The sequence below is a fragment of the Clostridium sp. genome (assembly GCF_029267215.1).
Taxonomy (GTDB): Bacteria; Bacillota; Clostridia; order Clostridiales; family Clostridiaceae; genus Sarcina.
Window position 1 is genome coordinate 22,790 of sequence record NZ_JARIDH010000045.1, and the last position, 24,109, is coordinate 46,898.

32 protein-coding genes are annotated in these 24,109 nt (G+C 27.5%); all 32 read right to left on the bottom strand.

The features are described 5' to 3' along the window. Positions 1–71: 71 nt before the first annotated feature. Positions 72–944 (bottom strand): site-specific tyrosine recombinase, encoded by an 873-nt coding sequence (locus Q1K13_RS09100; RefSeq protein ID WP_300349834.1) that lies wholly within the window; start codon positions 942–944, stop codon positions 72–74. Between the two features lie 49 nt (positions 945–993). Further along, positions 994–1,614, bottom strand: a complete 621-nt coding sequence (gene spoIIM, locus Q1K13_RS09105) for a stage II sporulation protein M (RefSeq protein WP_300349837.1) — start codon at positions 1,612–1,614, stop codon at positions 994–996. Positions 1,615–1,838: 224 nt separating this feature from the next. After that, positions 1,839–2,165 carry a hypothetical protein gene (locus Q1K13_RS09110; RefSeq protein WP_300349839.1) on the bottom strand — a complete coding sequence of 109 codons (327 nt, stop codon included), beginning with the start codon at positions 2,163–2,165 and terminating at the stop codon, positions 1,839–1,841. Between the two features lie 115 nt (positions 2,166–2,280). Then, complete coding sequence (spo0A, locus tag Q1K13_RS09115) at positions 2,281–3,111, bottom strand: sporulation transcription factor Spo0A (RefSeq protein ID WP_300349842.1); 831 nt, start codon at positions 3,109–3,111, stop codon at positions 2,281–2,283. A 166-nt stretch (positions 3,112–3,277) separates the two neighbouring features. After that, a complete protein-coding gene (gene spoIVB, locus Q1K13_RS09120) occupies positions 3,278–4,447 on the bottom strand; it encodes a SpoIVB peptidase (protein WP_300349845.1) in 1,170 nt (389 codons plus the stop codon). 298 nt (positions 4,448–4,745) lie between these two features. Then, entirely contained in the window at positions 4,746–6,443 is a 1,698-nt protein-coding gene (recN, locus tag Q1K13_RS09125; RefSeq protein WP_300349847.1) for a DNA repair protein RecN, read from the bottom strand. A gap of 14 nt (positions 6,444–6,457) precedes the next feature. Then, the gene (locus tag Q1K13_RS09130; protein WP_300349850.1) at positions 6,458–6,910 is read right to left on the bottom strand and encodes an arginine repressor; all 453 of its coding nucleotides are present in this window, start codon (positions 6,908–6,910) and stop codon (positions 6,458–6,460) included. 21 nt (positions 6,911–6,931) lie between these two features. Then, positions 6,932–7,762 carry an NAD(+)/NADH kinase gene (locus Q1K13_RS09135; protein ID WP_300349853.1) on the bottom strand — a complete coding sequence of 277 codons (831 nt, stop codon included), beginning with the start codon at positions 7,760–7,762 and terminating at the stop codon, positions 6,932–6,934. Positions 7,763–7,834: 72 nt separating this feature from the next. Then, positions 7,835–8,653 carry a TlyA family RNA methyltransferase gene (locus Q1K13_RS09140; protein WP_300349855.1) on the bottom strand — a complete coding sequence of 273 codons (819 nt, stop codon included), beginning with the start codon at positions 8,651–8,653 and terminating at the stop codon, positions 7,835–7,837. A gap of 11 nt (positions 8,654–8,664) precedes the next feature. After that, complete coding sequence (dxs, locus tag Q1K13_RS09145; protein WP_300349858.1) at positions 8,665–10,524, bottom strand: 1-deoxy-D-xylulose-5-phosphate synthase; 1,860 nt, start codon at positions 10,522–10,524, stop codon at positions 8,665–8,667. A 20-nt stretch (positions 10,525–10,544) separates the two neighbouring features. Next, entirely contained in the window at positions 10,545–11,417 is an 873-nt protein-coding gene (locus Q1K13_RS09150; RefSeq protein WP_300349861.1) for a polyprenyl synthetase family protein, read from the bottom strand. After that, a complete protein-coding gene (locus Q1K13_RS09155) occupies positions 11,407–11,634 on the bottom strand; it encodes an exodeoxyribonuclease VII small subunit (protein WP_300349864.1) in 228 nt (75 codons plus the stop codon). The genes Q1K13_RS09150 and Q1K13_RS09155 overlap by 11 nt, the downstream gene beginning before the upstream one ends. A 241-nt stretch (positions 11,635–11,875) precedes the next feature. Further along, complete coding sequence (gene xseA, locus Q1K13_RS09160; protein ID WP_300349866.1) at positions 11,876–13,075, bottom strand: exodeoxyribonuclease VII large subunit; 1,200 nt, start codon at positions 13,073–13,075, stop codon at positions 11,876–11,878. 1 nt (position 13,076) lies between these two features. Then, complete coding sequence (locus Q1K13_RS09165) at positions 13,077–13,910, bottom strand: bifunctional methylenetetrahydrofolate dehydrogenase/methenyltetrahydrofolate cyclohydrolase (RefSeq protein WP_300349869.1); 834 nt, start codon at positions 13,908–13,910, stop codon at positions 13,077–13,079. A gap of 49 nt (positions 13,911–13,959) precedes the next feature. Further along, on the bottom strand, positions 13,960–14,367 hold the full coding sequence (gene nusB, locus Q1K13_RS09170; protein WP_300349871.1) for a transcription antitermination factor NusB: 408 nt from the start codon (positions 14,365–14,367) through the stop codon (positions 13,960–13,962). A gap of 127 nt (positions 14,368–14,494) precedes the next feature. Next, the gene (locus Q1K13_RS09175) at positions 14,495–14,872 is read right to left on the bottom strand and encodes an Asp23/Gls24 family envelope stress response protein (RefSeq protein ID WP_300349873.1); all 378 of its coding nucleotides are present in this window, start codon (positions 14,870–14,872) and stop codon (positions 14,495–14,497) included. An 81-nt stretch (positions 14,873–14,953) separates the two neighbouring features. Continuing rightward, positions 14,954–15,457, bottom strand: coding sequence for a SpoIIIAH-like family protein (locus tag Q1K13_RS09180; RefSeq protein WP_300349926.1), 504 nt, complete (start codon positions 15,455–15,457; stop codon positions 14,954–14,956). 57 nt (positions 15,458–15,514) lie between these two features. Beyond that, positions 15,515–16,114, bottom strand: coding sequence for a stage III sporulation protein AG (spoIIIAG, locus tag Q1K13_RS09185; protein ID WP_300349876.1), 600 nt, complete (start codon positions 16,112–16,114; stop codon positions 15,515–15,517). Between the two features lie 94 nt (positions 16,115–16,208). Continuing rightward, positions 16,209–16,769 carry a stage III sporulation protein AF gene (spoIIIAF, locus tag Q1K13_RS09190; protein WP_300349878.1) on the bottom strand — a complete coding sequence of 187 codons (561 nt, stop codon included), beginning with the start codon at positions 16,767–16,769 and terminating at the stop codon, positions 16,209–16,211. 5 nt (positions 16,770–16,774) lie between these two features. Next, entirely contained in the window at positions 16,775–17,947 is a 1,173-nt protein-coding gene (gene spoIIIAE / locus Q1K13_RS09195; protein ID WP_300349880.1) for a stage III sporulation protein AE, read from the bottom strand. Between the two features lie 17 nt (positions 17,948–17,964). Continuing rightward, on the bottom strand, positions 17,965–18,351 hold the full coding sequence (gene spoIIIAD, locus Q1K13_RS09200; protein WP_300349882.1) for a stage III sporulation protein AD: 387 nt from the start codon (positions 18,349–18,351) through the stop codon (positions 17,965–17,967). A 76-nt stretch (positions 18,352–18,427) separates the two neighbouring features. Further along, positions 18,428–18,625, bottom strand: a complete 198-nt coding sequence (spoIIIAC, locus tag Q1K13_RS09205; protein ID WP_300349885.1) for a stage III sporulation protein AC — start codon at positions 18,623–18,625, stop codon at positions 18,428–18,430. 42 nt (positions 18,626–18,667) lie between these two features. Next, entirely contained in the window at positions 18,668–19,183 is a 516-nt protein-coding gene (gene spoIIIAB / locus Q1K13_RS09210) for a stage III sporulation protein SpoIIIAB (RefSeq protein WP_300349887.1), read from the bottom strand. Positions 19,184–19,216: 33 nt separating this feature from the next. Beyond that, positions 19,217–20,101 (bottom strand): stage III sporulation protein AA, encoded by an 885-nt coding sequence (gene spoIIIAA / locus Q1K13_RS09215; RefSeq protein ID WP_300349889.1) that lies wholly within the window; start codon positions 20,099–20,101, stop codon positions 19,217–19,219. A 132-nt stretch (positions 20,102–20,233) separates the two neighbouring features. After that, the gene (locus tag Q1K13_RS09220; RefSeq protein WP_300349891.1) at positions 20,234–20,596 is read right to left on the bottom strand and encodes a CD1247 N-terminal domain-containing protein; all 363 of its coding nucleotides are present in this window, start codon (positions 20,594–20,596) and stop codon (positions 20,234–20,236) included. 62 nt (positions 20,597–20,658) lie between these two features. Further along, positions 20,659–21,216, bottom strand: a complete 558-nt coding sequence (gene efp / locus Q1K13_RS09225; protein WP_300349893.1) for an elongation factor P — start codon at positions 21,214–21,216, stop codon at positions 20,659–20,661. A 169-nt stretch (positions 21,217–21,385) separates the two neighbouring features. Next, positions 21,386–21,739, bottom strand: a complete 354-nt coding sequence (locus Q1K13_RS09230; protein WP_300349895.1) for a hypothetical protein — start codon at positions 21,737–21,739, stop codon at positions 21,386–21,388. A gap of 17 nt (positions 21,740–21,756) precedes the next feature. Then, positions 21,757–22,185, bottom strand: a complete 429-nt coding sequence (locus Q1K13_RS09235; protein ID WP_300349898.1) for a hypothetical protein — start codon at positions 22,183–22,185, stop codon at positions 21,757–21,759. After that, positions 22,160–22,789, bottom strand: a complete 630-nt coding sequence (locus tag Q1K13_RS09240; RefSeq protein ID WP_300349901.1) for a hypothetical protein — start codon at positions 22,787–22,789, stop codon at positions 22,160–22,162. The genes Q1K13_RS09235 and Q1K13_RS09240 overlap by 26 nt, the downstream gene beginning before the upstream one ends. Further along, positions 22,776–23,168, bottom strand: coding sequence for a type IV pilin (locus tag Q1K13_RS09245; protein ID WP_300349903.1), 393 nt, complete (start codon positions 23,166–23,168; stop codon positions 22,776–22,778). Before Q1K13_RS09245 ends, Q1K13_RS09240 begins: the two co-directional genes overlap by 14 nt. Continuing rightward, positions 23,158–23,535, bottom strand: coding sequence for a hypothetical protein (locus Q1K13_RS09250; protein WP_300349905.1), 378 nt, complete (start codon positions 23,533–23,535; stop codon positions 23,158–23,160). Before Q1K13_RS09250 ends, Q1K13_RS09245 begins: the two co-directional genes overlap by 11 nt. Before the next feature lie 74 nt (positions 23,536–23,609). After that, positions 23,610–24,089, bottom strand: a complete 480-nt coding sequence (locus Q1K13_RS09255; protein WP_300349907.1) for a type IV pilus modification PilV family protein — start codon at positions 24,087–24,089, stop codon at positions 23,610–23,612. Positions 24,090–24,109: the final 20 nt, after the last annotated feature.

The window sequence follows — 24,109 nt, forward strand, 5'->3', positions numbered from 1 at the left end:
AATTTATATAATTAAAGCAGCTATTTCACTACTAATTCTTTAAACTTAGTAATAAGATAACTGCTTAAAATTTATGCTCTAGGATGAGCCTTACGATATATATTATTAATTTTCTCATTATTTATAATATCATAATACATGTCTATATAAGTCATCACTTGATTTCCAAGCAATTCTTGTACAACCTTAGCATTAGCTCCATTTTGTAATAAATGCACTGCAAAGGAATGTCTAAAGGTATTTAAATTAATATCCTTACCTATATTTGCAATCACAGCATATTCTTTAACAATTCTCCAAACACCTTGTCTAGTTATAGGCTCCCCACTCATATTTAGGAAAAGCTTATCTGATCCCTTTGAATTATCTTCTCTAACAACTATATATCTCTTTAATGATTCCTTAGCCTCTTTTCCTATTGGTATAAGTCTCTCATACCCTCTACTATCTCTACAGTTAACAAATGAAGAGTCCAAATTAACATCTTGAACTCTTAATGATATAAGCTCAGAAACTTTCATTCCTGTAGCATACATAAGTTCTAATAAAGCCTTATCTCTTACACCTTTTTCAGTTAAAGAATTAGTTGAATTCATAATTTTATTTATTTCCTCTATAGTTAAAACTAAAGGCTTCTTCTTTTCAACTCTTTCTTTTTTCATAGTTAAATTAGGAACTTTCTTTAAAAACTCCTCTGCAACAAGGAAATTATAAAAATTTCTTAAAGATATTATAGTTCTTTGGATTGATGATGGAGATTTATGACTACCCTTTAGATGTTGTACATAAGATACTAAAGGATATCCATCCTCATCAACCTTTAATCCTTTTTCATCTACAAAATCTAAATACATAGAAACATCTGTAATGTATGCACTTACGGTATTCTTTCTCTTTCCTATTGATTCTAGATATACTTCGTATTTGCTTACTAATTCTTTCATATTAACTCCTAACCAAAATGTTATTACATAATTATTTATATTACAAAAATCACCTACTAATTACTAATCTTATCAAATTAGGTGATATATATGTTTCAATTAATATTCCAATAACCATAATAATACTTAAAACCCCTTGAAAATTCAAATAAACCTTATTTACATCAAGTTTTAATCTGTCTTTAGAAATACCTGTTTTAATCTTTGTCATTGAATGTCTTATTGCTAAAATACTGATTAACATTATAATTGGTATGAATATTAAATTTTGAAACATTAAACCTAACAAAACAACCATAAGTCCCTTACTTCCTAATATGCTAACAATTAATGAAAATGTAAACCCAATAACATATCCCTTAGCTAAATCAATCATAAGTATTACAGGTATTCCAACGTAAGTATAACCTAATAAAATTATTATTAAAATCATAGGTATTGCACTTTTTAAACTATGAAATAAAATACTTTTGTATGCTACAGAATCTTGATTTAAAACTCCTAAAAAGTTGTTAAAATAGTTTGTTATTTCAACCTTATTTAAATCACTCATATAATAAACTGTATAAGAACCTAAAACTATTCCTACTAAAAAGAATAAAAGAACCCATAAAAAAGTTATTTTATTTTCTCTCAATGACTCCATAAGTCCCCTTAAAAACATCTTCATAAACTTACTCTCCCCTCTAACAAGCTATTTATTAAAGAATATGATTAACATAATAAAAACATACATACTTTCAAAAATTATTTTTAAAATAGAGCTCTAATATATAAAAACATAATAAAACCCATAAACATATTAAGAAAATCCTTTAATTTAACTCTTAATATTATTTATAGGTTTTTAACTTTCTACTTTCTTAATATTATTTGCTTTTAAAAAGATAGTTATTATATATCCAATAGCAACTGCTCAAAATTTTCATTTTCTTTATTACTATAAAATTCTCCCCTATTCTTAGAATATATCTTAGATGTTTTTCTTCTTTTTTTATAAACCTTATTAGGACACCCATCTACATGTTTATTATTAGGTAAAGTATAAAAATATTTTCCGTCTCTATGTTTTTTAATCTCTCTAAAGCCAAGTTTAGCATTACATCCATCAATAGGACAAATTAAGTTTCCCCTAAACTTTTTTTCATATTCTATCTTGGTAATACAATTAGCTGAAATAATTTGTCCCCATTTACCAAAAATGTATAAAGCTTTCCTCATATTTTTTATCACCTCGCTTAAAATAAAAAACACTTTTTACCATACAAATCTAGTTGATAAAAAGTGCTTTTTCCTTAAATATAAATAAAATCTTATATTTATAGTATATATATTTTTATGATACTTTATTTTTAAGTCTTAATTTGTCAGCAACCATAGCTATAAATTCTGAGTTTGTAGGCTTGCCTTTATCATTGTGAATAGTATGACCAAATATTCTATTTATTGCATCTATTTGTCCTCTTCCCCAAGCAACCTCTATAGCATGTCTAATTGCTCTCTCAACTCTGCTTGCAGTAGTATTATATTTTTTAGCTATTGAAGGATATAATTCCTTAGTTATAGCTGATAATAATTCCATGTCATTAACAACCATAGTTATAGCTTCTCTTAAATACATATATCCTTTTATATGAGCTGGAACTCCAATTTCATGAATTATACTAGTTATCTCAACTTCTAAATCCATTGGTTCTTTACTTTCATCAGAAACAGAAGTTTCGGTTTCATTTCCTTCAATAACACTTAAAGGTGATTTACTAACTATAGTACCATCATTCATTGTGCTATTAAACATTTGTCTTATTCTCTCTGTGAATACATCCATATCAAATGGTTTTACAACATAATAATCAGCACCTAATGATATTGCTCTTTGAGTTATTTTATCTTGTCCTACAGCTGATAAAACAATCACTCTAGGTACTTTTTCCAATCCTAAAGAATTTATTCTTTCAAGAACTCCTAAACCATCTAAATGTGGCATAATTATATCTAATACAACTAAGTCTGGTTGTTTTTCTTCTATTAGTTTTAAAGCCTCTAATCCATCTTTTGCTATTCCTGTAACTACAATATCTCTTTGACTTAGTAAATAGTCGTTTAAAATATTGCAGAATTCTCTGTTATCATCAGCTATAAGTACAGATATTTTTGATTCTTTCATACTTCCCTCTCCTTAATAATTCACTACATCCATTATTTTACATATATTCCCTATATATATTCGACAAAAGGTATTTATTTCCTTGTAAAAAAAATAAATACTAGAAAATTTATTTATTTTTCTAGTATTTATTATAACACATATTTACAGTAATCACACTTATTTTCTATTGTACAATCTGTGAATCTTTAAGCATCCATTCTATATAAATCCCATATCCAACCTCAGGGTTATTAACTAAGACATGAGTTACAGCACCAACTATTTTATCATTTTGTATAATTGGACTTCCACTCATTCCTTGAACGACTCCTCCAGTTTTCTCTAAAAGCTTTTCATCTGTAACTTTTATCACCATACTTTTTGTATTTACATCATTTTGTTTCATAACTTTTGTAATTTCTATATCATAGAATTTCGGTCCATTTTCATCAATAGTAGTAATTATTTGAGCTGGACCTTCTTTAACCTCATCTCTCCATCCAACTTTATATTTCTTAGCAAGATTAATATTTCTATATTGATTTTTGCACATACTACCAAATATGCCACATTGAGTATTTCCTGTTACACTTCCAATAGGAGTTTTATCGCTAGAAAAAATCCCTCTTAATTCACCTGGATTGCCTTTTACACCCTTCTTTATACTTATAATTGAAGAATTTAAAAGATCTCCATCTTTAATTGATAATATTTTTTCTGTTTCACTATCTACAATAGGATGACCTAGTGCTCCATATTTTCCACTTTCTTTATCATAAAAAGTCATAGTTCCAACACCTGCTGTAGAATCCCTAACCCAAAGACCTATTTTATAATTTCCTTCATCATTTTTAGCTAAACTTATATTCTTTTTTACTTTTTTACCATTTCTCTCTAAAAGCATTTCAATATTTTCAGAATTACTTTCATTTATTTGTTTAGATAAGTCTTTTGAACTTTTTATCCTTTCTCCATTTATAGCTAAAAGTCTATCTCCAATTTCTATACCACCACTTTGTGCTGGACTAGCTACTTCGCCATTACTAGTTGTTAAATCTGAATATCCAACTGCTAAAACTCCCTCTGTAGAAACCCTTATACCAACTGAATTTCCTCCTGCATATAGCTCTATATCTTTTTTGGGGTGTTCAGCATTTACAAGAGCTACTCCATATCTGTTTTTAAACCTTTCATCCTTACCACTAGTCTTAGAATTTAAGGAATAGAAATTACTACTTGCAAAAACATTGTTACTTTCAAAAACATCCCTTGCAAATAATACAGAGGATAAAAGTAATATTAAAGAAACCATAGTGATTAATATACTTTTTACTTTTTTGTTCATATTATTCATTCAAATCTCCTCCTTTTCTTTCTATTCTTAATTTGCCCCTTTCAATTCATAATATCCTGTATTAACTTTGTTATTATAGCCAAATCAAATTAAAACATACTAAAATTCAACATTTAACCTTTAAACTTTCTAATTTTTAAAATAAAGAGTTTTCTACCAATAAATAGCTGTTCTTTTAATTTAATCTTATAAGAAACGCTGAATAAATAATTTTTAAATTTAAAATTCCATAAAAAATAAAACAAAAAAAAAAAATAGAACTGTTTTACAGTTCTATTTTGTATAAAAATCACAATTATTATGTATGCATTTTCCTAATTGTTTCTTTTTTTATATTTGCAAGTTCAATCATTTCTTTTGCACTAAGCAGAGTATTATTTGTCATTTCAACACCGCCTAGCATCTTTCCAACCTCTTCAATCTTTTGTTCAAAAGTAATAGGTTCAACCTTTGAAAAAGTTTTATTATGAACTACATTTTTTCTAACCATATAGTGATTATCAGACATACTGGCTATTTGAGGAAGGTGAGTTATACAAAAAACTTGATGTTTTGTAGCAATCTCATACATCTTCTCTCCAACAGACTGAGCTATTCTTCCACTTATTCCTGTGTCAATCTCATCAAAAATAACAGTAGGTATTTTATCTTTATCAATAAATACAGACTTAAGTGCAAGCATTATTCTTGAAAGCTCACCACCTGAAATTATTCTTTCCATAGGCTTTAAAGGTTCTCCAGGGTTTGTTGAGATAAGAAACTGTACCTTGTCCTTTCCTCTAGGATTAAAACTTTCATCCTCTTCTATTGAAACTTTAAATCTACACTTTCCTAATCCTACATAAGCTAACTCTCTATGAATATTCTCTTCTAATAACTCTCCAAGAGTAATTCTCTTATTATGAATTTCTTTAGAAATATCACCCAGAATAATTTCAACCTTATTTTTATTATGTAGAAGATCTTCTATTATCTTTTCTGAATTCTTAATATTATTTATTTGAGATTCTATATTTTTTTTGTACTCTAAAATTTCTTCTATGGAATTTCCATACTTTTTCTTTAAAGCGGCTATTTTAAACATACGGCTGTTAATCTCTTCTAACTCATTTCCATCATAAACACTTTCATCACAAATATCTCTAATTTCTATTGATATCTCTTGTATTTCATAATACATCTCCATCATCTTAGAATTTATGTTTTTTATTCTTTCTAAGTGATTCTCAACATTAGAAAGTTCTCTGTTTACCACAGATAATGAATCTAAAACACTATTTTCAACACCATTTAAAAGGTTATAAGAAATACCTAAAGAATTTTTTATTTTTTCTGCATTAGATAAAATATTAAATCTTTCTGTTAATTCCTCTTCTTCTCCCTTTCTAAGCTTAGCCTCTTCAATCTCACTTAATTGATACTCTAAATAATTTAAAAGTTTTTCATCTTTTCCTTCATTGCTAAGTTCACTTATTTGTCTTTCTATTTCCTTTAACTCTGAATATTTTTCTCCATAAACATTTAAATCATCATTTAATTTTTCATCACCAAAATCATCTAAATATATTATATGATTCTCTTTATTTAGCAAATTTTGATTATTATGTTGACCATGAATATCTAAAAGTGTACTACTAATTTTCTTTAATGTAGATGCAATTACACTCTTTCCATTTACCTTTATTGTACCTCTGCCACTTGTGAAAGTCTCTCTAGCTATTATTAAATTATCATCATATTCAATTTCTAACTCTTCTAAAACTTCCTTAAGTCTCTCATTATCATCTATAGAAAATACTGCCTCTACAAAAGTCTTTTCTTCTCCAGTCCTAATTAAGTCCTTATTAAACTTACTTCCTTGAACATAATTTATAGCATCAATAAGTATAGACTTACCAGCACCAGTCTCCCCTGATAAAATAGTAAATCCATCCATAAAATCTAAAGATGCCTTCTCTATTAAAGCAAAGTTATTTATAGTTAATTGTAAAAGCATATGCCCCTCCTTAACTACCCTTCTATCATTTCTAAAATTCTAGCTACTAACATTTCAGCCTTTTCTGATGTTCTCACCATTATAAATATTGTATTATCACCTGCTATAGTTCCTGCAATTTCACCTAAATGTAAACTATCTATAGCCTCTGCTGCTGCTGAAGCTGAACCTGGAAGTGTTTTAACCACAACCATCTTATCAACATTTTCTACATTTAAAACGGTATTAGTCAATATACTACTTAATCTATCCACCATTTCATTTTTTTCGTCTTTAATTATAGTATATTTATATTTTCCATTGTTATCTTGCTTTTTAATAAGCTTTAAATTTTTGATATCTCTAGATACAGTAGCTTGGGTAACATCAAAACCAGCTTTTTTTAGTTCCTCAGCTAATTCCTCTTGAGTTTCTATAGACTTTGATTTTATTATCTCAATTATCTTCGAATGTCTCTTAGATTTCATTTACAAATCACCTTCATATTCTTATTCTGTTTTAAACAACTTTTTTCTTAGCACTTTAAAATAACTCTTATTATTAAAAGAAATTATTCTAAAGGCTTCCTCTGCTTTTTCTATAATTACTGAATTATGTTTTTCAAGCTTTAAAGCTTTTTGTCCATCTATTGTAACAAAAACATCTGAATCGTGAATAACAGGTTTAACCTTTATTTTATTATTTCCATCTATAATCATAGGTCTCGAATTAGGTGTATGAGGACATATAGGCACTATTGATACTATTTTTAAATCTGGCATAATAAGCGGGCCTCCTGCAGAGAATGAATATGCAGTTGATCCTACTGGTGTTGAAATAATAATTCCATCTCCTTTAAATATTGCATAAAGCTCATCATTTATATAAACTTCATAATTAGCCATTCTAGATAAAGTTCCTCTTGCAACAACAATATCATTTAATGCTCTATCTTCTTTGCAATATCCACCTTCTATAGTGCAAGAAAGTAACATTCTCTCTTCTATTTTATAATCACCTAGTTTTATTCTTTTTAAAGCCTCTTCTAATTCACTTATTTCAGCAGTAACTAAAAAACCTAAATTTCCTATGTTTATCCCTAAAATAGGAGCATTTATTACTTTAGAAAATTTTCTTGCAACTCCTAAAAGAGTGCCATCTCCACCTAATACTATTAAAAGTTCTATATCTTTTAACTTATTGTAGTCTCCCTTAAAAAACTGATCTACAATAATAACTTTCTTCGGTTCCAAATATTCATAAACTCTATCTTTAACTAAATCTAAAATCTTATTATCTTTATCTTTTTCCCTATTTATTATAATACCTATATTTTTCATACTTGATAATCACACCTTTATATCTAAACCAAGCAATATAAATCTCTAATCCATAGTATTTTAGCTTAAAATTTATAAATCACTATGAGATTTTTCTACTACTTCATCTATTTTATTATAATCGAACTCACAAATATTGTTCTTAGTTTTCTTAAGGTATATTAAATATTCTATATTTCCTTCTGGTCCTTTTATAGGCGAGAAATCAAGACCTAGTATATTTAACTTATTTGCTACTGCAAAATCAACTATTTTCTTTATAACCTCTTTATGAGTAGAAGCCTCTCTCACAACCCCTTTTTTACCAACCTTCTCTCTGCCAGCCTCAAACTGTGGTTTTATAAGAGCCATAACTTCTCCCTCTTCATTTAGAAGGTTTAAAACTGCTGGCATTACAGTTGTTAATGATATAAATGACACATCTATTGATGCAAAATCACAAGCTTCTCCTATTTGTTCTGGAGTTACATATCTTACATTAGTTCTTTCCATACAAACTACTCTTTTATCAACTCTAAGTTTCCATGCAAATTGTCCATATCCAACATCTATTGAAAATACCTTAATAGCGCCATTTTGAAGCATACAATCTGTAAATCCTCCAGTTGAAGCACCAATATCTAAACATCTTTTTCCTTCAAGCTCTATTTTGAAAGATTTAATAGCCTTATCTAGTTTAAATCCCCCTCTACTAACAAAAGGAAGTTTTTCTCCTCTAAATATTATATTTGAACTTACAGGAACTTTTTCTCCTGCTTTGTCAACTCTTTGTTCTCCTATAAATACCATTCCAGCCATTATATATCTTTTAGCTTTCTCTCTTGATTCTGCAATTCCTTGCTCAACAAGAAGTACGTCTAATCTTTCTTTTTTCTCTTTTTTTTCAGCCATGATTTTCTCCTTTAAAGTAATTCAATCAACTTGTTCTTTATTCCTTCAGCATCAAGTCCATTTATTCTATATAAAATATCTGGTTTTCCATGCTCTATGAACTTATTATTAAATGCTAAATTTACAACATCTTCTTCATGTCCTATCTCATTTAAGAATTCTAAAACGCCTTCTCCGAATCCACCTTTTTTCATGTTATCTTCAACTGTAAGGATTTTAAATCCGTCTCTTGATAATTCCATTAGAATTTCCGTATCAATAGGTTTTATAAATGTTGCATTTATTATTAAAACATCTATGTTCTTTTCTTCTTTTATCATCTTAGAAGCTAAAATTGCATGCTGAACCATTTTTCCTGTTGCTATAATTGCAATTTTCTCTCCATTTTGTATCTTTTCCCATTTACCATACCTTATCTCTTTTAAAGGAGTTAAAGGAACCTCTAAATCTCCTCCTCTTGGATAACGTATTGCTAAAGGTGCCTCAAATTCACTGGCCCACCTTAACATAAGTTTCATTTCATCTATACACTTAGGTGACATGATTGTCATATTTGGCATTGGTGAAAGATATGAAATATCAAATATTCCTTGATGTGTTTCTCCATCTTCGCCAACAATCCCTGCTCTATCTAAACAAAGTGTTACTGGGAGTTTTTGTATACAAACATCATGCAATACTTGGTCATAAGCCCTTTGTAAAAAGGTTGAATAAACAGCGAAGAATGGTTTTAACCCTTCAGCTGCCATACCAGCTGCCAATGTAACAGCATGTTGTTCTGCTATTCCAACATCAAAAAATCTTTCTGGGAATTCTTCTCTAAATCCTTTTAATCCTGTTCCATCAGGCATAGCTGCTGTTATGGCAACTATTTTATCATCTTCTTTGGCAAGAGAAATCATTTCCTCTCCAAAAACTGAAGAGTAATTTCTACTTGCAAATTTAGAAATAACCCCCTTATTTAAATCAAAAGGTGATACTCCATGATATTTATTAGGATTTTTCTCAGCTAATTCATAACCTTTTCCTTTTTTAGTAACTGTATGTATTATAACTGGCCCTTTAATTTTCTTTGCTTTACATAATACTTCATTTAATTCTTTAATATTATGACCATCTATAGGGCCAAAATATTTTAATCCAATATCCTCAAAATACATACTCTGAACAACAAACTTTTTAATTCCATCTTTAACTCTTGAAAGTGAGTGTGCAATATTTGTTCCTAAAGCTGTTGTTTTTAAAGTTGTATTTATATCCGATTTTAATTTATTATATCCTGGGTCTAACCTTAATTTATTTAGATATGTTGCAAGTCCTCCAACATTTTTGCAAATAGACATTTGATTATCATTTAATATTATTATAAGGTTATCTTTTCTATATCCTATATCATTTAGGGCCTCTAAGGCCATTCCTCCAGTTAAAGCACCATCTCCAATAACAGCTATAACTTGATTTCCTGTTCCAAGTAATTTCTGCGCTCTGGCCATACCTGCAGCTGCTGATAAAGATGTACTACTATGTCCTGTTGCAAAAAAGTCATATTTACTCTCTGTTCTTTTAGGAAATCCACATAACCCTTCAAACTGTCTTAAACTAGTAAATTCATCTTTTCTACCAGTTAATATCTTATAAGCATATGACTGATGTCCAACATCCCATATTATTTTATCTTCAGTAAAATCAAAATTTTTAAAAAGTGATACTGTTAAATCTACAACACCTAAATTAGATGCTAAATGCCCTCCAGTATGAGATACACTTTCAATTAAAAATTCTCTTAATTCTCCAGCTAATGTTTCTAGTTCTTTTTCACTTAAATCCTTTATCTTTTTAGGATCAGTTATTTTCTGTAGAATCTCACTCATATAAACCAAATCCTTTATTTCTAAAATTTTCTCTCTAAAAGCATCATTGTTAATTCCTTTAATGGATCTACATTTCTTTCTATAGAGTTTAATATATCAATACATTCCTCTGTTAAGCTTATACATTTATTCTTGCATTCTTCTAATCCAAAAATAGTAATATAATTATTTTTATGTCCCTCTTGATCCTTATTGACCTTTTTACCTAGATCTTTTGCATTTCCTACTACATCTAATATATCATCTTTTATCTGAAATGCTAAGCCTAGTTTATATCCATATTCCTCTAGTTTTTTAATATCTATGTCAGAAGCCCCTGCTAATATAGCTCCTGAAACTATAGATGCTTTTATAAGCTCGCCTGTTTTCTTTAAATGCATATAATTTAATTCATCTAAAGAAATTTCTTCTTTATCTTCATTTATTATATCAACAATTTGGCCACCAATCATCCCATCAGATCCTGCAGCATCCATAATTATCTTTGTTGCTTTTAAGCTATCTCTTCCATACTCTAAAGAAAAATCAACTAAAACCTTCATCGCTTCATTTAAAAGAGCATCTCCTGCTAATACTGCTATAGCCTCTCCAAACACTTTATGATTAGTTGGTTTACCTCTTCTTAAATCATCATTATCCATGCAAGGTAAATCATCATGTATTAAAGAATAAGTGTGTATCATTTCTATAGCTGAACTTGCCTTAAGTATTTTTTTATAATCATCTTTATATATTCCATATGATAAAAGCATAAGTATAGGTCTAACTCTCTTTCCACCTACATTTACGCTATAAGCCATTGAATCATATAAAACTTTATTATATTCTCTCTCTTTGCTGAAATATTTCTCTAAATACTGGTCAACTTCCTCTTTTAAGCTACTAATATTCATTACTGTATCCTCCAAAGTCTTCCTCTTTTTCCTCTTCAACCACCTTTATTTTTCCTTCTAAGGTGTTAAGTTTTTTATATAATTTATTTACTATTTTAATTCCACTCTCATAACTTTTTATAGACTCTTCTAATGACAACTCTCCATTTTCTAGTCTACTTACAATTTCGTTTAATTCGCTAACCATACTTTCATAATTAGTTTCTTTTCTAGCCATCTTATAAACTCCTAACTAACTTAAATTATTTGTAACAATTAAAAATTCAAGTTATATGTAGTAATTGTTCCTTTTCAAAATCATTTTCTATACTAAGAACTATAATTTAAATATTACTTAAATAAAAGAGTGTTTTAAATTTTTTCACATTTAAATTATAATTTTATTTATAAGTAAAAAGTAATCTCTATTGATTTTAAATTCATTAGTATAACTTCAACTTAATTTATACTAATAAATTTTATTTTCTAATATTTATATCCATATTAAGAGAACCATCTTTCATTATCACTTTTACCATATCGTTCTTTTTTAATTCATTTATTTCCTTTATAACCTTATTATTCTTATCCATTATAACTGAATATCCTCTTCCTAAGGTATTAAGTGGATTTAGTGTTTGAAGCATACCATTTAAAGAAAGTAATTCATCCTTAGCTTTGTCAATTTTTCTTTTTCCTAAAAAATTAAGCTTTTCTTCTAATCTATTTACCTCTCTTAATTTTTTATCAATAGTATTTTTAGGATTATTACTCTTTAATTCTTTATAAAGTAAATCAACATCACTTTTTGCATTTAAAAACTTTCTATCTAAAGCTCTTCTCATGAACTCTTTTTTATTAATCAAATCATTCATCATTTCATTAAGTGAAGGAGAAACTAATTCTCCTGCTGCTGATGGTGTTGGGGCCCTCATATCGCTTACAAAATCACTAATAGTAAAATCTACTTCATGACCAACTGCTGATACTGTAGGTATTCTACTATTAAATATCTCATAAGCTAATTCCTTATCATTAAAAGCCCAAAGCTCCTCAATAGAACCTCCACCTCTTCCTAATATTATAACATCTACAGACTTTTCATTATTAAAATATCTTAAACCCTCTATTATACTATAAGATGCATTCTCTCCTTGAACCTTGGCTGGATATAAAACAATATCCAAACTAGGATTTCTTCTTTTTATTACATTTATTATATCTCTTATAGCAGCACCTGTACTTGAAGTTATTATTCCTATTCTCTTTGGAAAATTTGGTAAAGCTCTTTTATACTTCTCGTCAAATAATCCTTCCTCACTAAGTTCCTTTTTTAGTCTATGAAATTCTTCAAAAAGTTCACCAATACCAGCCTTTTTAATATTTTCACAGTAAAGATTATAAGTTCCTTCCTTGTGATAAACACCTAGTCTAGCCTTTATTTCTACCTTAATTCCCTCTTCTAGTCTAAAATCTAAATTAACTGCATTATTTTTAAACATAATGCAGTTAACTTTGCTATTTTCATCCTTCAATGAAAAATAAATATGACCACTTGAATGGAATTTAAGATTGGATATTTCACCTTTGACATTAAGATTCTTTAATATAAAGTCATTTTCAACTAGTTTTTTAACATAGTTATTAACTTCACCAACAGATAATGTCTTTAGTTTCATACTAATCTAACTCCCTACAAATATTTTTTAAAAGAAGAGTTGTAGTTAAAGAGCCTACACCTCCAGGAACTGGTGTAATAAATGATGCTTTATCATAAACATCATCAAAATTAACATCCCCTGTTATTTTTCCGTCAACCTCACTAGTTCCTACATCAATAACAACCGCTCCGTCTCTAACATAAGAAGAATCTATGAAATTAGCTCTTCCAATAGCAACAACCAATATGTCTGCTCTTTTACAAACATCTTTTAAATTTTTGGTCCTTGAATGACACAATGTAACTGTTGCATTTTCATTTAGGAACATTTGAAATAAAGGCTTTCCAACAATGTTACTTCTTCCTATAATAACAACTTCTTTTCCTTCTATCTCAATGTTGTAAGCTTTTAAAAGAGTTATTACACTATTTGGTGTACAAGGTAAATAAGTTTTTTCTCCCTTATAAAATCTCCCTACGCTGACTTCTGAAAGACAATCTAAATCTTTATCAGGATTTATAATGTTTGTAACACTTCTTTCATCAATGTGATTTGGTAGTGGAAGCAAAAGCATTATTCCATTTACCCTTTCATCGCTATTTAATTCTTGGATTTTTAACTTCAGTTCATCTTCTGAAATATTTTCATCTAACTTTATCTTGTTAAATTCAATTCCTAAATTATTAGCTAATTTTTCTTGGAAGTTTTGATAATATACGGAACCACCATCATTTCCTACTAGTATAGAGGATATTTTCAAAGTTTCTCCTTTAGCTTTTAAATCTTCAGTATAGCTTTTTATTTTTTCCTTTATTTCTACAGCAACTGTTTTTCCGCTTAAAATTTTATCCATTATCGCCCCTCCTAATCTTCTTTATTTTTATAAATCATAAATATATGTACTAGTTTATGCTCTTATAAACTTTATCTAAAACACCATTTATAAATGAAACTGATTTATTATCAGAATATTTCTTACATAACTCTATAGCTTCGTTTATTGATACCTTTCCTGGAACATCTTCTGCAAATAACATCTCATAAACAGAAATTCTTAATATTGATAAGTTAACCTTTGATATTCTGTTTAATTTCCACTTTACAAGTTGTTCTTCTATTAAAGAATTTATCTTTTCTTTATTTTCTTCTATTCCTAATAATCCAGACTTTATATATTCTAAATCTAAATCACTTTTAAGTAATTCTTCATTTTCTACAAAATCATTAAATGTTTGTAATGCAGACTCTGAAGTTATTTCCATTTGGTAAGCTAATTGTAATAAATGTTCTCTTGATTTTACTCTATTCATTATATCCTCCTATGTTTTAAAATACTCTATTTAGTATTATTATCTTAATTTATATTATTAATCATATGGTAATGATTTAACACAATGAAACACCCTCTGAAATCAGAGGGTGACTACTATTTTTTCGCTATTTCATTTTATCTTCTTCTTTTAAGATAATTATGTTTTGCACATATATGTTAACTAGTGCCACCTTAAGTCCAGTCATAGCTTCAACAGTCCTTTTTACGTTTTCCTGCACTTGAGAAACTACTTCAGGAATTTTAACTCCGTATTGAACAGTAACGCCAATTTCTATTATAGCCTCACCATTTTCAACATGAACCTTTATTCCTTTTCCTAAACTTTTCTTTGAAAATTTATGTCCTAATCCAGTGCTATTACTATGGTTTATCTCTAGTATTCCTTCTATTTCAGATGCAGCTATACCAGCTACAACCCCGATAACTTCATCAGATATATTAACTATACCTAAGTTAGCTTCATCTCTATTTATTTCATTCATAAAGCTGAACCCTCCTAATAACCTATCACGATTCTTAATTAGTTATAGGTTCATTATAGCAAATAACTAATTACAATACAATTAATTATTTTTTTCTATATCAACATCATAAATTTTTGACACATTCATAACTATATCTTGAATCTCAACCATTTTCTCTTGAGTTAAATCTTCATTAGTTTTAACTACAACTTTTGCATTATCTCCATCTATAAAACAAATTACATCTTCATATCCTTTACTTTTTATACTAAGTTCAATTCTTGTTTCATAATCTCTTGCCATAGTTTTCTCTGTTAATTCTTTCTCAGCCTCTTTTTTCTGATCTTCTGAAGTATTTTTATCTTCTACTATAGCTTTTAAATTAGCAATTGTTTTAGAATCTTTTTGCTCTCTTAAATTTCTTGACTCATAAAAATAATCAGATGATGTTTCTACCGTTTCACCTTTATCACTCTCTCCAAAGGCCATTGGCACTTCTCCCATACTTTCTTTTATTTGGTTATTTACTCTAGTTGCTAAAACTCCAGTACAAACTATTAAAGCTAAAAGTGTTAAAATTATTCCTGCTTGTTTTCCATTTATACCACTAAATTTTTTATTCATAAGGAACCTCCCACAAATTTAAATTAAATTTTAAAATTACTTTTGCATAGGTAATACATTTACCTTGTCTATGCTTATTGCATATAAGCTAGATACTGCTTTTGTTATTTCATATTTAATCTTGCTATTTTCTGCTCCCTCAGCCACCACCATGACTCCTATAACATTTGGTTTATCAGTTCTTAATATAACTGGTGCACTTCCATCTTGCCCATTTGACATAACTATTTTATCCCCATCTGTTTCCTGAGAATTAACTCTTTTTCCACCTTCACCATCTGTTTCTTCTGTTGTACTTTTTTGAGAAGAGTTATCTATAGCTGGCACCCTCACTTCGCTACTTTCAAAATTTATTGCAACTTCAACTTTTCCAACTCCACTTATTTTCCCTAATATAGCTTTTAAATCTTTCTCTTGTTTTTCTTGATAGCTAAGAATTTTTGAATCTTCCAAAGTTTCTTTAGATACAATCTCTTCACTTACCTTTTCTGAACTAGTCTTCTCACTTTTAGTTATATTGTTTACATTTATAAAATATGACACAACTAAATAAATCATTATAACAACTAAAAGCGCAATGATTAATTTTCCTATTTTACCTTCTTTTAAAAAGTCACCAATCTTCTTAGTTCCCATATTTCCCCCTAATTTAAAACAATATTAATTTTATATAAATAAAAACTCCTCTCTAAATCAAAGCAATGTCATTTTAAGTTACTATTAAAACTTTCTAAGAGTAAGAAACATAAATATTCTCATTAGGAATTTTAAGTTCTTTTTCAACAAAGCTTTCTACTTTTTCTAAAAAATCATCCTTAATTTTCTCTTTACCTCTTTTTTCTTTTCCAATTTCAATTTTATCCACCTTTTTTACCTTTTTATTTTCTAAAACTTTAACATTAACTTCTTTTATATTCATATTCATTGATTGAAAATCTATTTCACCCTTTAAAGAAACATCAAATTCATTTTCATAAAATTCATCTTTTAAAGCATTTATCAAATTTTCTTCTATACTTTCTAAAATAAATTTTTCATCATAAAAAGAAGCTATTTCTTTTTTAGAGTTTAACTCATAAGTCATACTTTCTTGAAAAAGGTTTTCATCTGTACCCTTATTAAAATTTAATAAATTTATTATAGGAGCTAATGTTATTGCAAGTATTATTAAAGAAAAAGCAAACTTAGAATGCTTTTTTATGGATGTATTAGGTAATATAATTTGTGCAATAGTCATAATAACTACAGCCACGCACAAATTTGAAATCCATGTTTTTAATATTTCCATCATACTTTTTATCCTCCTACAATAAAACTACCTGCTGATGCTAGCATAGATGTCATAATAAAAAACATTAGACTTACGCTTATTACACATGATAAAACCATAAATACAGATTCTCCTACAGTTTCAACACTACTAGATATCTTAGAATCAACAACAGGCTCTATAATTGCTGCTGTAAATTTAAAACACAAGGCCATAAGTGCCATCTTTATCATTGGATAAACTGCTATAACTATAATAACAATAACTCCCAAAGAACTTATTACACTTTTCATAGCTAATGAATATCCAGCCAAAGTAGTAATTGCATCTGAAAAAGCCCCTCCTACCACAGGCACAAAGTTGTCTACTGCAAATTTAACAGTTTTAACTGCCACAGCGTCTAAAGTATCTGCTGTCATTCCTCTTAATGTAAGAATTCCAACAAATATAGTTAAAATAAATCCTTGTGATAACATAACCATATTTTTAATAAATTTACACATTCTATCTATTTTAAATTCATCTGAAAGATTATTTACAAATTGTAATGTAAAATAAGCTAATATTAATGGAAATAAAAAATAAGTATATATTCTAGGTGTTATAGTTACTGCTCCTAAAACTATTGGATCTATGGTTACTGCTGAAGTAATACCTCCTGAAGTTGCTATTAGCATTATTAAAACTGGAACAATAACGTTCATAAAATCCATTATAGAGAATAATACTTCTTTTCCTAAGTCCAAAGTTACAAAAAAACCCTTAGTTAAAAGCATTATTATAAGTGCATAACAAGCTAAAAAGGCAATATTTGTAACTCCATCTTCAATATTAAATGAATCCTGGAGATTTTTAAGTAAAGCGCTTAAAAGTGCAATAACTAGTATTGAAGCAACAAATTTAAGAACTGTTCTAACTTCTCTAAGCATATAACTTATTATAGAAGCTCCTATTTTTTTTATACTTATAGGATCCTCCCCACTATTTAAATACTGACTAATGTATTCTTTTGCTGACATGTTTTCTAAAAATTCTTCTTCTGTTTCTAAATTGTTTATATAATTATAAAAACCTTCTACTCTAGAATCATTATTAATCTTTTCTTTAGAGCTTTCTAAATTTTTATTGGCTAAAACATTTGTATTAAAGCAAAATAAAAAAGTCACCGTTAATAATATTATGTTTATTATTTTTTTCATAGTTAGCTCCTAATTTTTTACATAATACTTAATATAGAATTCAGAATATTTATCATTATTGGTATTGCAAGAAGAAGTATCATTATCTTTCCTGCAAACTCAACTTTTTTCCCTAAAACAGTAACACCCGCATCATTGCATATATAACTACAAAAAGTGGAGAGATATGCAATTGCAATAACTTTCATAACAATACCTATATATGTTGAGTCCATACCTGAATCTTTTGCTATATTATGCATAAAAGTTATTATTTCATTTAAATAAGGCATTATAAAAAGAAAGATTATAATCCCTGAAATCAAAAGAAGCATAACAGCAAATGGACTTTTAAGCTCTTTTAAAAATAAATATAAAAACATAGATATTAATGAAAAACATATAACTTGTACTAATACATCCATCCTACTCTTTCAAGCAATACTTTTTAGTATAGCTTTCTAAGTTCACCCCCCTCTGTTATTTCAAGTCTCAAACTCCTTAAAATAGAAACATTGTCTTTACAGAAGTAAAAAGCCTACTTATGAGTTGAATTATCATTGTAAGTATTATTATTACTCCAACTAAATTTGCTAATGTTGCATATTCTTTTTTACCACTTTGTTCTAAGACTTTATCAAGTATAACAAGAATTATTCCTACACCCGCAATTTGAAATATTAAAGATAAATCCACCATACTTTTCCTCCCCATAGAAAATTCAAAAGTTAATTATAGTTTTTATATAAGAAAAATTGCTATCATAGCTCCAACACCAACACCTAAATATCTATAAACCTTAATATTTTTATTGCATTCATCCTCTGCAATAGTTAACTCATAATCTAATTTTTCCTTTGCTAAGTTAAATATTTTAAGTTGTCCTTCTATGTTGGTTTCTCCTAAAGATTTTGATAAATCTAAAAGTATTTCATAATCCTCTTCTTTTAAATTCATATTTTTCTTATGTTCATTTATACTTTCATAAAAAGCCATATATACATTATTCACTTCATTATTTTTAAGTTTTAATGATACTAAGTAAAAAAACTCTCTTATTGGATCTTTTGATTTATGTGCTATATTTTCAAGACTTTCTGGTAAGGCAGTATAAAGATAGACGATATCATTTTCAAAATCAATAAGTGCTCTCTTGATTTCTCTAAGCTGAAGAAGTCTATTTTTAAAATTTTCTCCATATGTGTATCCAATCATAGAACTTATTAAAACTATTATTACAAGAAGTAAAATTTTCATTTTTCCTCCTTTATTAAATGCTTATTATTAAAATTAAACATCATATATACCTTCAATGGTTCCAACTCCTCTTTTTCCACTTAAGATTACAACCTTATTAATAACATTATTTTCTACTATCTCTCTAAAAACTGGTCTTTTGTAAAGTTCCTCTATATTTCTTCCATGTAAGGTTGCAATAATACTTACTCCTGAGTTATATGCCATAATAAGTCCTTCCATATCCTTATATGTTCCAATCTCATCACAAACTATAACCTCAGGCGATAACCCTCTTACTGCCATCATCATCCCCTCACTTTTTATACAGTTATCATATACATCAGTTCTTATACCAACATTCATTTGAGGAATTCCATTATAACAAGCTGCAATCTCACTCCTCTCATCTATAACCACAGTTCTTTTTCCCTTTAATCCAAGATTACTCATGCCATTTGAAATATTTCTTGTTATATCTCTTAACAAAGTTGTTTTTCCACACTTTGGTGGAGAGATTATTAAGGTATTGCTTACACTATTATTCTCAACTAAGTGATTTATAAGATTATTTGAACACCCTATAATTTCTCTACAAATCCTAATATTTAATGATGTTATATTTCTTATAGTCTTTATGGCATTATTTTGTATAACACATTGACCTGCTAATCCTACTCTATGTCCCCCTTGAATGGTTATATATCCTTGTCTTATATCTTCTTCAAAAGCATATAGAGAGTAGTTACTTATTTTTTGAATTATAGCTTTAATATCATCTATTGTTATTACATAATTAAATATTGTTTCATTATTATCCATAACAATACTAAGTGGTTTTCCAACTTTAACTCTAATCTCCTGAAGTTTACTAAGTGAATTCTTATCTTTTAAACACCTTATTATTCTTTCTGGCAAAATTGCAAAAATTTCTTTCAAAGTACACTCTCTCCTTTCTCTATTTAAATCTATTAGTTTACATAAGAAATTATTACTCTCAAAGAAATTTTTTATATGTTTTTTAAATTTATTTTGCATAAAAAAACTGTACCTTTTATAGGCACAGTTTTTTTAAACTTCAAATTCATTTCCACAATAAGGACAAGGGATACTTTCAGCTTTATCTAATATATCTTTTTCTATATATAAAGGTTTATGACATTTATCGCAAACAACCTCACAATATTCATCTTCATATTCTTCAAGCTCTTCTAAAGTTAGTTCTTCAAAAAGTTCATCTTGAACTCCACTTAGATCATCATTAAGTAAAGTTACATTTTCATCTAAAGTTTCAACATTAACTTCTAATTCCTCAACTTTTTCAACTAATGATGAAATTACATTTATTAAAGAATCTTTAAATTCTTTGTCTAACTCAGTGTTTTTATTCATAGCCTCAAGCAAAGTACTAATATTATTTCTTATATCTTTCACTGAAATCACTTCCTTATGCTAAATATGCTAAGCCAAAAGGCTTAGCATAAATATATTTTTTATTAAACTCTTTCCATGTATTCGCCAGTTCTAGTATCTATTCTTATAGTGTTTCCTTCTTCAACGAACATTGGAACCATAACTGTTGCTCCTGTTTCAACAACAGCAGTTTTCATAGCTGTAGTAGCTGTGTTTCCTTTAACACTTGGCTCACACTCAGTTATTAATAATTCAACAAAGTTTGGAGCTTCTACTGAGAAAGCTTCTCCTTTGTAGAATTTTATTATAGCATTCATGTTTTCTTTTAAGAATTTGATAGCCTCTTCAACTTTTTCATAGTTTAAAGGAATTTGCTCAAAAGTCTCTTGATCCATGAAGTAGTATAATTCTCCATCTGAGTAAAGATATTGCATTTCTTTTCTTTCAATTATTGCTTCTTGTAATTTATCAGTTGGGTTGAAAGTTCTGTCTGTAACTCCTCCCATGATAACGTTTCTTAACTTAGTTCTTACGAAAGCAGCACCTTTTCCTGGTTTAACGTGTAAGAAGTCTATAACTGTGTATACTTGTCCATCTAATTCAAAAGTAGTTCCTTTTCTTAAATCACTTCCTGATATCATTAAGTATCCCTCCAAAATCTATTAATTCTTTTTATATTATAACCCCTTTAGATAAAATTAATACCCTCTAGGATTATCTTGTTACTTATTTACTATTAAGTGTAAAACAACAATCATATTTTATCAAAACCAAATAATAAATGCAATTATTTTCATTAAATTTACAAGACTATACAGGCTTAATCTCCAAAAACCACTTTAATTCTCCTATTTTTTCAATTTTATAGTTTTCTACATAAATATTGTTTATTTTTAAATTATTAATATAACTTCTTAACTTTTCTTCATTTCCTTTAAAAATCACTTCACCTTTCCAATTTTTATCATTCTTAATAGCAATTACTTCAGCCTCTTCATTTTTTATTAAATTTAAAAATTCATTAGCCTCTATTTTACTTTCATTATTTTTTTCAGTATAAAAATTTTCATTATATGCTCTTATTTCAATCAATCTTGAAGTTTGAAATAGTCCAAGTAAAAGTAAAACTAAAAATATACCTAATTTAACTTTTCCGTCCTTCACCTCTTATACTCCTTTTCTTAGAAAACTCCTCTAATAAAATTAATCGAATTTTTATCATCATAGGTTATTTCATAAACCTCTCCTTTTGAAAGATTTATTTTTTCTAATATTTCATTTAAATATTCATTTAAAACATACATCTCAAAATTTTCTCTTTCTATATTTAATTTTAAAACCCCATCATTATGTATTAATGTATTTAATGAATAAGTTTTGTCTATAAGCTCATTTCCAATATGCTTAATATTTTCTCTTTCATTAGCTGCTAGTATGCCTATATTTTTATTCATAATATTAATTTCTTTACTAACTTCAACATAAATAACTAAATTTATGAAAAGTGTAATAAGAAGATATATAAAAACCTTCTTTTTAATTTTCTCATTACACTTATCTACATATTCTATAGGTAAAAATTTCTTATACTTTTGAATATATATTTCCATCACCCCTACTTTTAATAAGTTTACAATTATAAAATTCCCTTTTAAGCTCTTCACTTATATACTTATCTTCAGATTCAAAATCAAATTTCTTAATTTTTATATTAAATATCTCTTCTATGTTTACTAATTCTTTTTTTATATCCTTCAAATAATTTTCTTCAGTTGTAGTCTTTACTGATATTAATTTTCTTTTCAAATAAAATCTAATCTTAAATTCTTCATTTTCAATTCTTAATACAATCTTTAATCTATTGAAAGAAAAACCTCCTTTATACATAAAATCTGTTGGTATTATGGAGAATTTCTTTTTATCCTCTAAAAACTTCTTAAATTCATTAGAACATCCCATAACATATATAAGCAAAAAACACTTTCCTCTAACCCATATTTTTTCGTAATGAACTAATGGATTATGGCCTAAAAATAAATCTTTTATTATATTGTCTATTTTTCTATTTAAGCTCTCATTTTTCTTAATTCTAGCTATATGTATTAATATCTTTCCATCTCTTATAATGAGTTTAACTTTTTTCTCTTTAGATTCTTTAAATTTTAAAATATCCTCAGTATTGTCAATAACCAATTTTTTACTAAGTAAAATCATAATATCTCCTTTTACTTAAAATAATTTTATTTTCCTCATTAAATCTAAAGTCATAATAGGTATTTTTAAATACTCCTGTTACTTTGTTTTTTATACTAATTTTTAAAGCATTATTTTCCTCATCATAATTTGCCAGCTTATTATCTAATTTAACCTCTAAACTTTTAATATTTTCAGAGTTTATATCATTATTCTCAACTATTGTTTTAATAAACTCCTCTTCATCATAAAAATAATTCAAATTCATCATATTATTTTTACCTTTTCTTTCGATTGCCTCTCTTTTTGTGAAAGAATTTTCCATAAGAATTGTAACAATAAAACTGCAAGCTAAGGAAACTAATAATACCTCAATTGATGCAAAGCCCTTACTTTTCATAACAATATACTCTCTCATCCCTTCCATTTGGTTTAAGTTTAATGTAAAATAAGTTTCTCTTATCTATAACATCAAAACTTTCCACATGATCTAAAATTGAATTTATATAATATTTCCCATACCTTGAATAAGTAACGCTTAAGTTGTTTTTCTTTAATTCAATCTTATCATTTGCCCTTTTATCCTCATCCCAAAAATCTATTAAAACAAAATTATGTTTATCATCAATAATTAACTCTTCTACTCTCTTATCTAAAAACCTATTGTCTAAATACATTTCTGCATTAATAAGATAATTTAAAAATTTATCATCTTCAATGTTTCCTTTAAATCTTTCAAAATAAAAAATTAAGTTTTTACTTAACATTAACGTCAATATACCTAAAAAAGTCATATAAATACAAAGTTCAATAAGTACGTAACCACTCTTTTTAATTCTCTTTATTCTAAAAACTCGTATATCTTTACCTCCTCTTCTTTACTAATATTTGTTAAACTATTTTCATAAATTATTTTAGCCACTCCCTCACTACTATGAATTTCATTAACTTTAATCTTCCATCCATTAACACTTCCATCCTTAAATTCTTTAAAATCTCCATTACTTATTAAAGTAAGTATATCTTTCTCCATAACATCATAAATATTAATTTCACCTAAATAATAAACTCCATTTTTTAATGATTTAAGTTCCGTAAACTCTAAATTATTTTTTACTTCTAATGACAATGCTCTCATTATTTCTATAATCCTACTTTTTTCATTTGAGTACTTTGTATTTCTAAGATAAATATTAAAAACTCTTCCTATTCCTAAAAACAATAATGACATAATACTCAAAGCTACAACTATATCAACTAATAAATAACCCTTATTTTTTCTTTGTAAAAATTTACTCCTTAAACTCTGCTCTTTACTCATACAAATCACCTTTGCTAAAA

Coding starts and splice junctions, on each gene's coding strand:
- Q1K13_RS09245 (WP_300349903.1), bottom strand. CDS start 23,168: ATGAAAAGTAAGGGCTTTGCATCAATTGAGGTATTATTAGTTTCCTTA.
- spoIIIAG (WP_300349876.1), bottom strand. CDS start 16,114: ATGGGAACTAAGAAGATTGGTGACTTTTTAAAAGAAGGTAAAATAGGA.
- Q1K13_RS09235 (WP_300349898.1), bottom strand. CDS start 22,185: ATGGAAATATATATTCAAAAGTATAAGAAATTTTTACCTATAGAATAT.
- Q1K13_RS09135 (WP_300349853.1), bottom strand. CDS start 7,762: ATGAAAAATATAGGTATTATAATAAATAGGGAAAAAGATAAAGATAAT.
- Q1K13_RS09240 (WP_300349901.1), bottom strand. CDS start 22,789: ATGATTTTACTTAGTAAAAAATTGGTTATTGACAATACTGAGGATATT.
- spoIIIAD (WP_300349882.1), bottom strand. CDS start 18,351: ATGGATGTATTAGTACAAGTTATATGTTTTTCATTAATATCTATGTTT.
- Q1K13_RS09175 (WP_300349873.1), bottom strand. CDS start 14,872: ATGAATGAAATAAATAGAGATGAAGCTAACTTAGGTATAGTTAATATA.
- Q1K13_RS09250 (WP_300349905.1), bottom strand. CDS start 23,535: ATGTTAAGTAAAAACTTAATTTTTTATTTTGAAAGATTTAAAGGAAAC.
- Q1K13_RS09255 (WP_300349907.1), bottom strand. CDS start 24,089: ATGAGTAAAGAGCAGAGTTTAAGGAGTAAATTTTTACAAAGAAAAAAT.
- Q1K13_RS09100 (WP_300349834.1), bottom strand. CDS start 944: ATGAAAGAATTAGTAAGCAAATACGAAGTATATCTAGAATCAATAGGA.
- spoIIIAF (WP_300349878.1), bottom strand. CDS start 16,769: ATGATGGAAATATTAAAAACATGGATTTCAAATTTGTGCGTGGCTGTA.
- Q1K13_RS09155 (WP_300349864.1), bottom strand. CDS start 11,634: ATGGCTAGAAAAGAAACTAATTATGAAAGTATGGTTAGCGAATTAAAC.
- Q1K13_RS09150 (WP_300349861.1), bottom strand. CDS start 11,417: ATGAATATTAGTAGCTTAAAAGAGGAAGTTGACCAGTATTTAGAGAAA.
- Q1K13_RS09165 (WP_300349869.1), bottom strand. CDS start 13,910: ATGGATAAAATTTTAAGCGGAAAAACAGTTGCTGTAGAAATAAAGGAA.
- dxs (WP_300349858.1), bottom strand. CDS start 10,524: ATGAGTGAGATTCTACAGAAAATAACTGATCCTAAAAAGATAAAGGAT.
- nusB (WP_300349871.1), bottom strand. CDS start 14,367: ATGAATAGAGTAAAATCAAGAGAACATTTATTACAATTAGCTTACCAA.
- spoIVB (WP_300349845.1), bottom strand. CDS start 4,447: ATGAATAATATGAACAAAAAAGTAAAAAGTATATTAATCACTATGGTT.
- efp (WP_300349893.1), bottom strand. CDS start 21,216: ATGATATCAGGAAGTGATTTAAGAAAAGGAACTACTTTTGAATTAGAT.
- spoIIIAE (WP_300349880.1), bottom strand. CDS start 17,947: ATGAAAAAAATAATAAACATAATATTATTAACGGTGACTTTTTTATTT.
- Q1K13_RS09130 (WP_300349850.1), bottom strand. CDS start 6,910: ATGAAATCTAAGAGACATTCGAAGATAATTGAGATAATAAAATCAAAG.
- xseA (WP_300349866.1), bottom strand. CDS start 13,075: ATGAAACTAAAGACATTATCTGTTGGTGAAGTTAATAACTATGTTAAA.
- spo0A (WP_300349842.1), bottom strand. CDS start 3,111: ATGAAAGAATCAAAAATATCTGTACTTATAGCTGATGATAACAGAGAA.
- Q1K13_RS09110 (WP_300349839.1), bottom strand. CDS start 2,165: ATGAGGAAAGCTTTATACATTTTTGGTAAATGGGGACAAATTATTTCA.
- spoIIIAC (WP_300349885.1), bottom strand. CDS start 18,625: ATGGTGGATTTATCTTTAATATTTCAAATTGCGGGTGTAGGAATAATT.
- spoIIM (WP_300349837.1), bottom strand. CDS start 1,614: ATGAAGATGTTTTTAAGGGGACTTATGGAGTCATTGAGAGAAAATAAA.
- recN (WP_300349847.1), bottom strand. CDS start 6,443: ATGCTTTTACAATTAACTATAAATAACTTTGCTTTAATAGAGAAGGCA.
- spoIIIAB (WP_300349887.1), bottom strand. CDS start 19,183: ATGAAAATTTTACTTCTTGTAATAATAGTTTTAATAAGTTCTATGATT.
- Q1K13_RS09140 (WP_300349855.1), bottom strand. CDS start 8,653: ATGGCTGAAAAAAAAGAGAAAAAAGAAAGATTAGACGTACTTCTTGTT.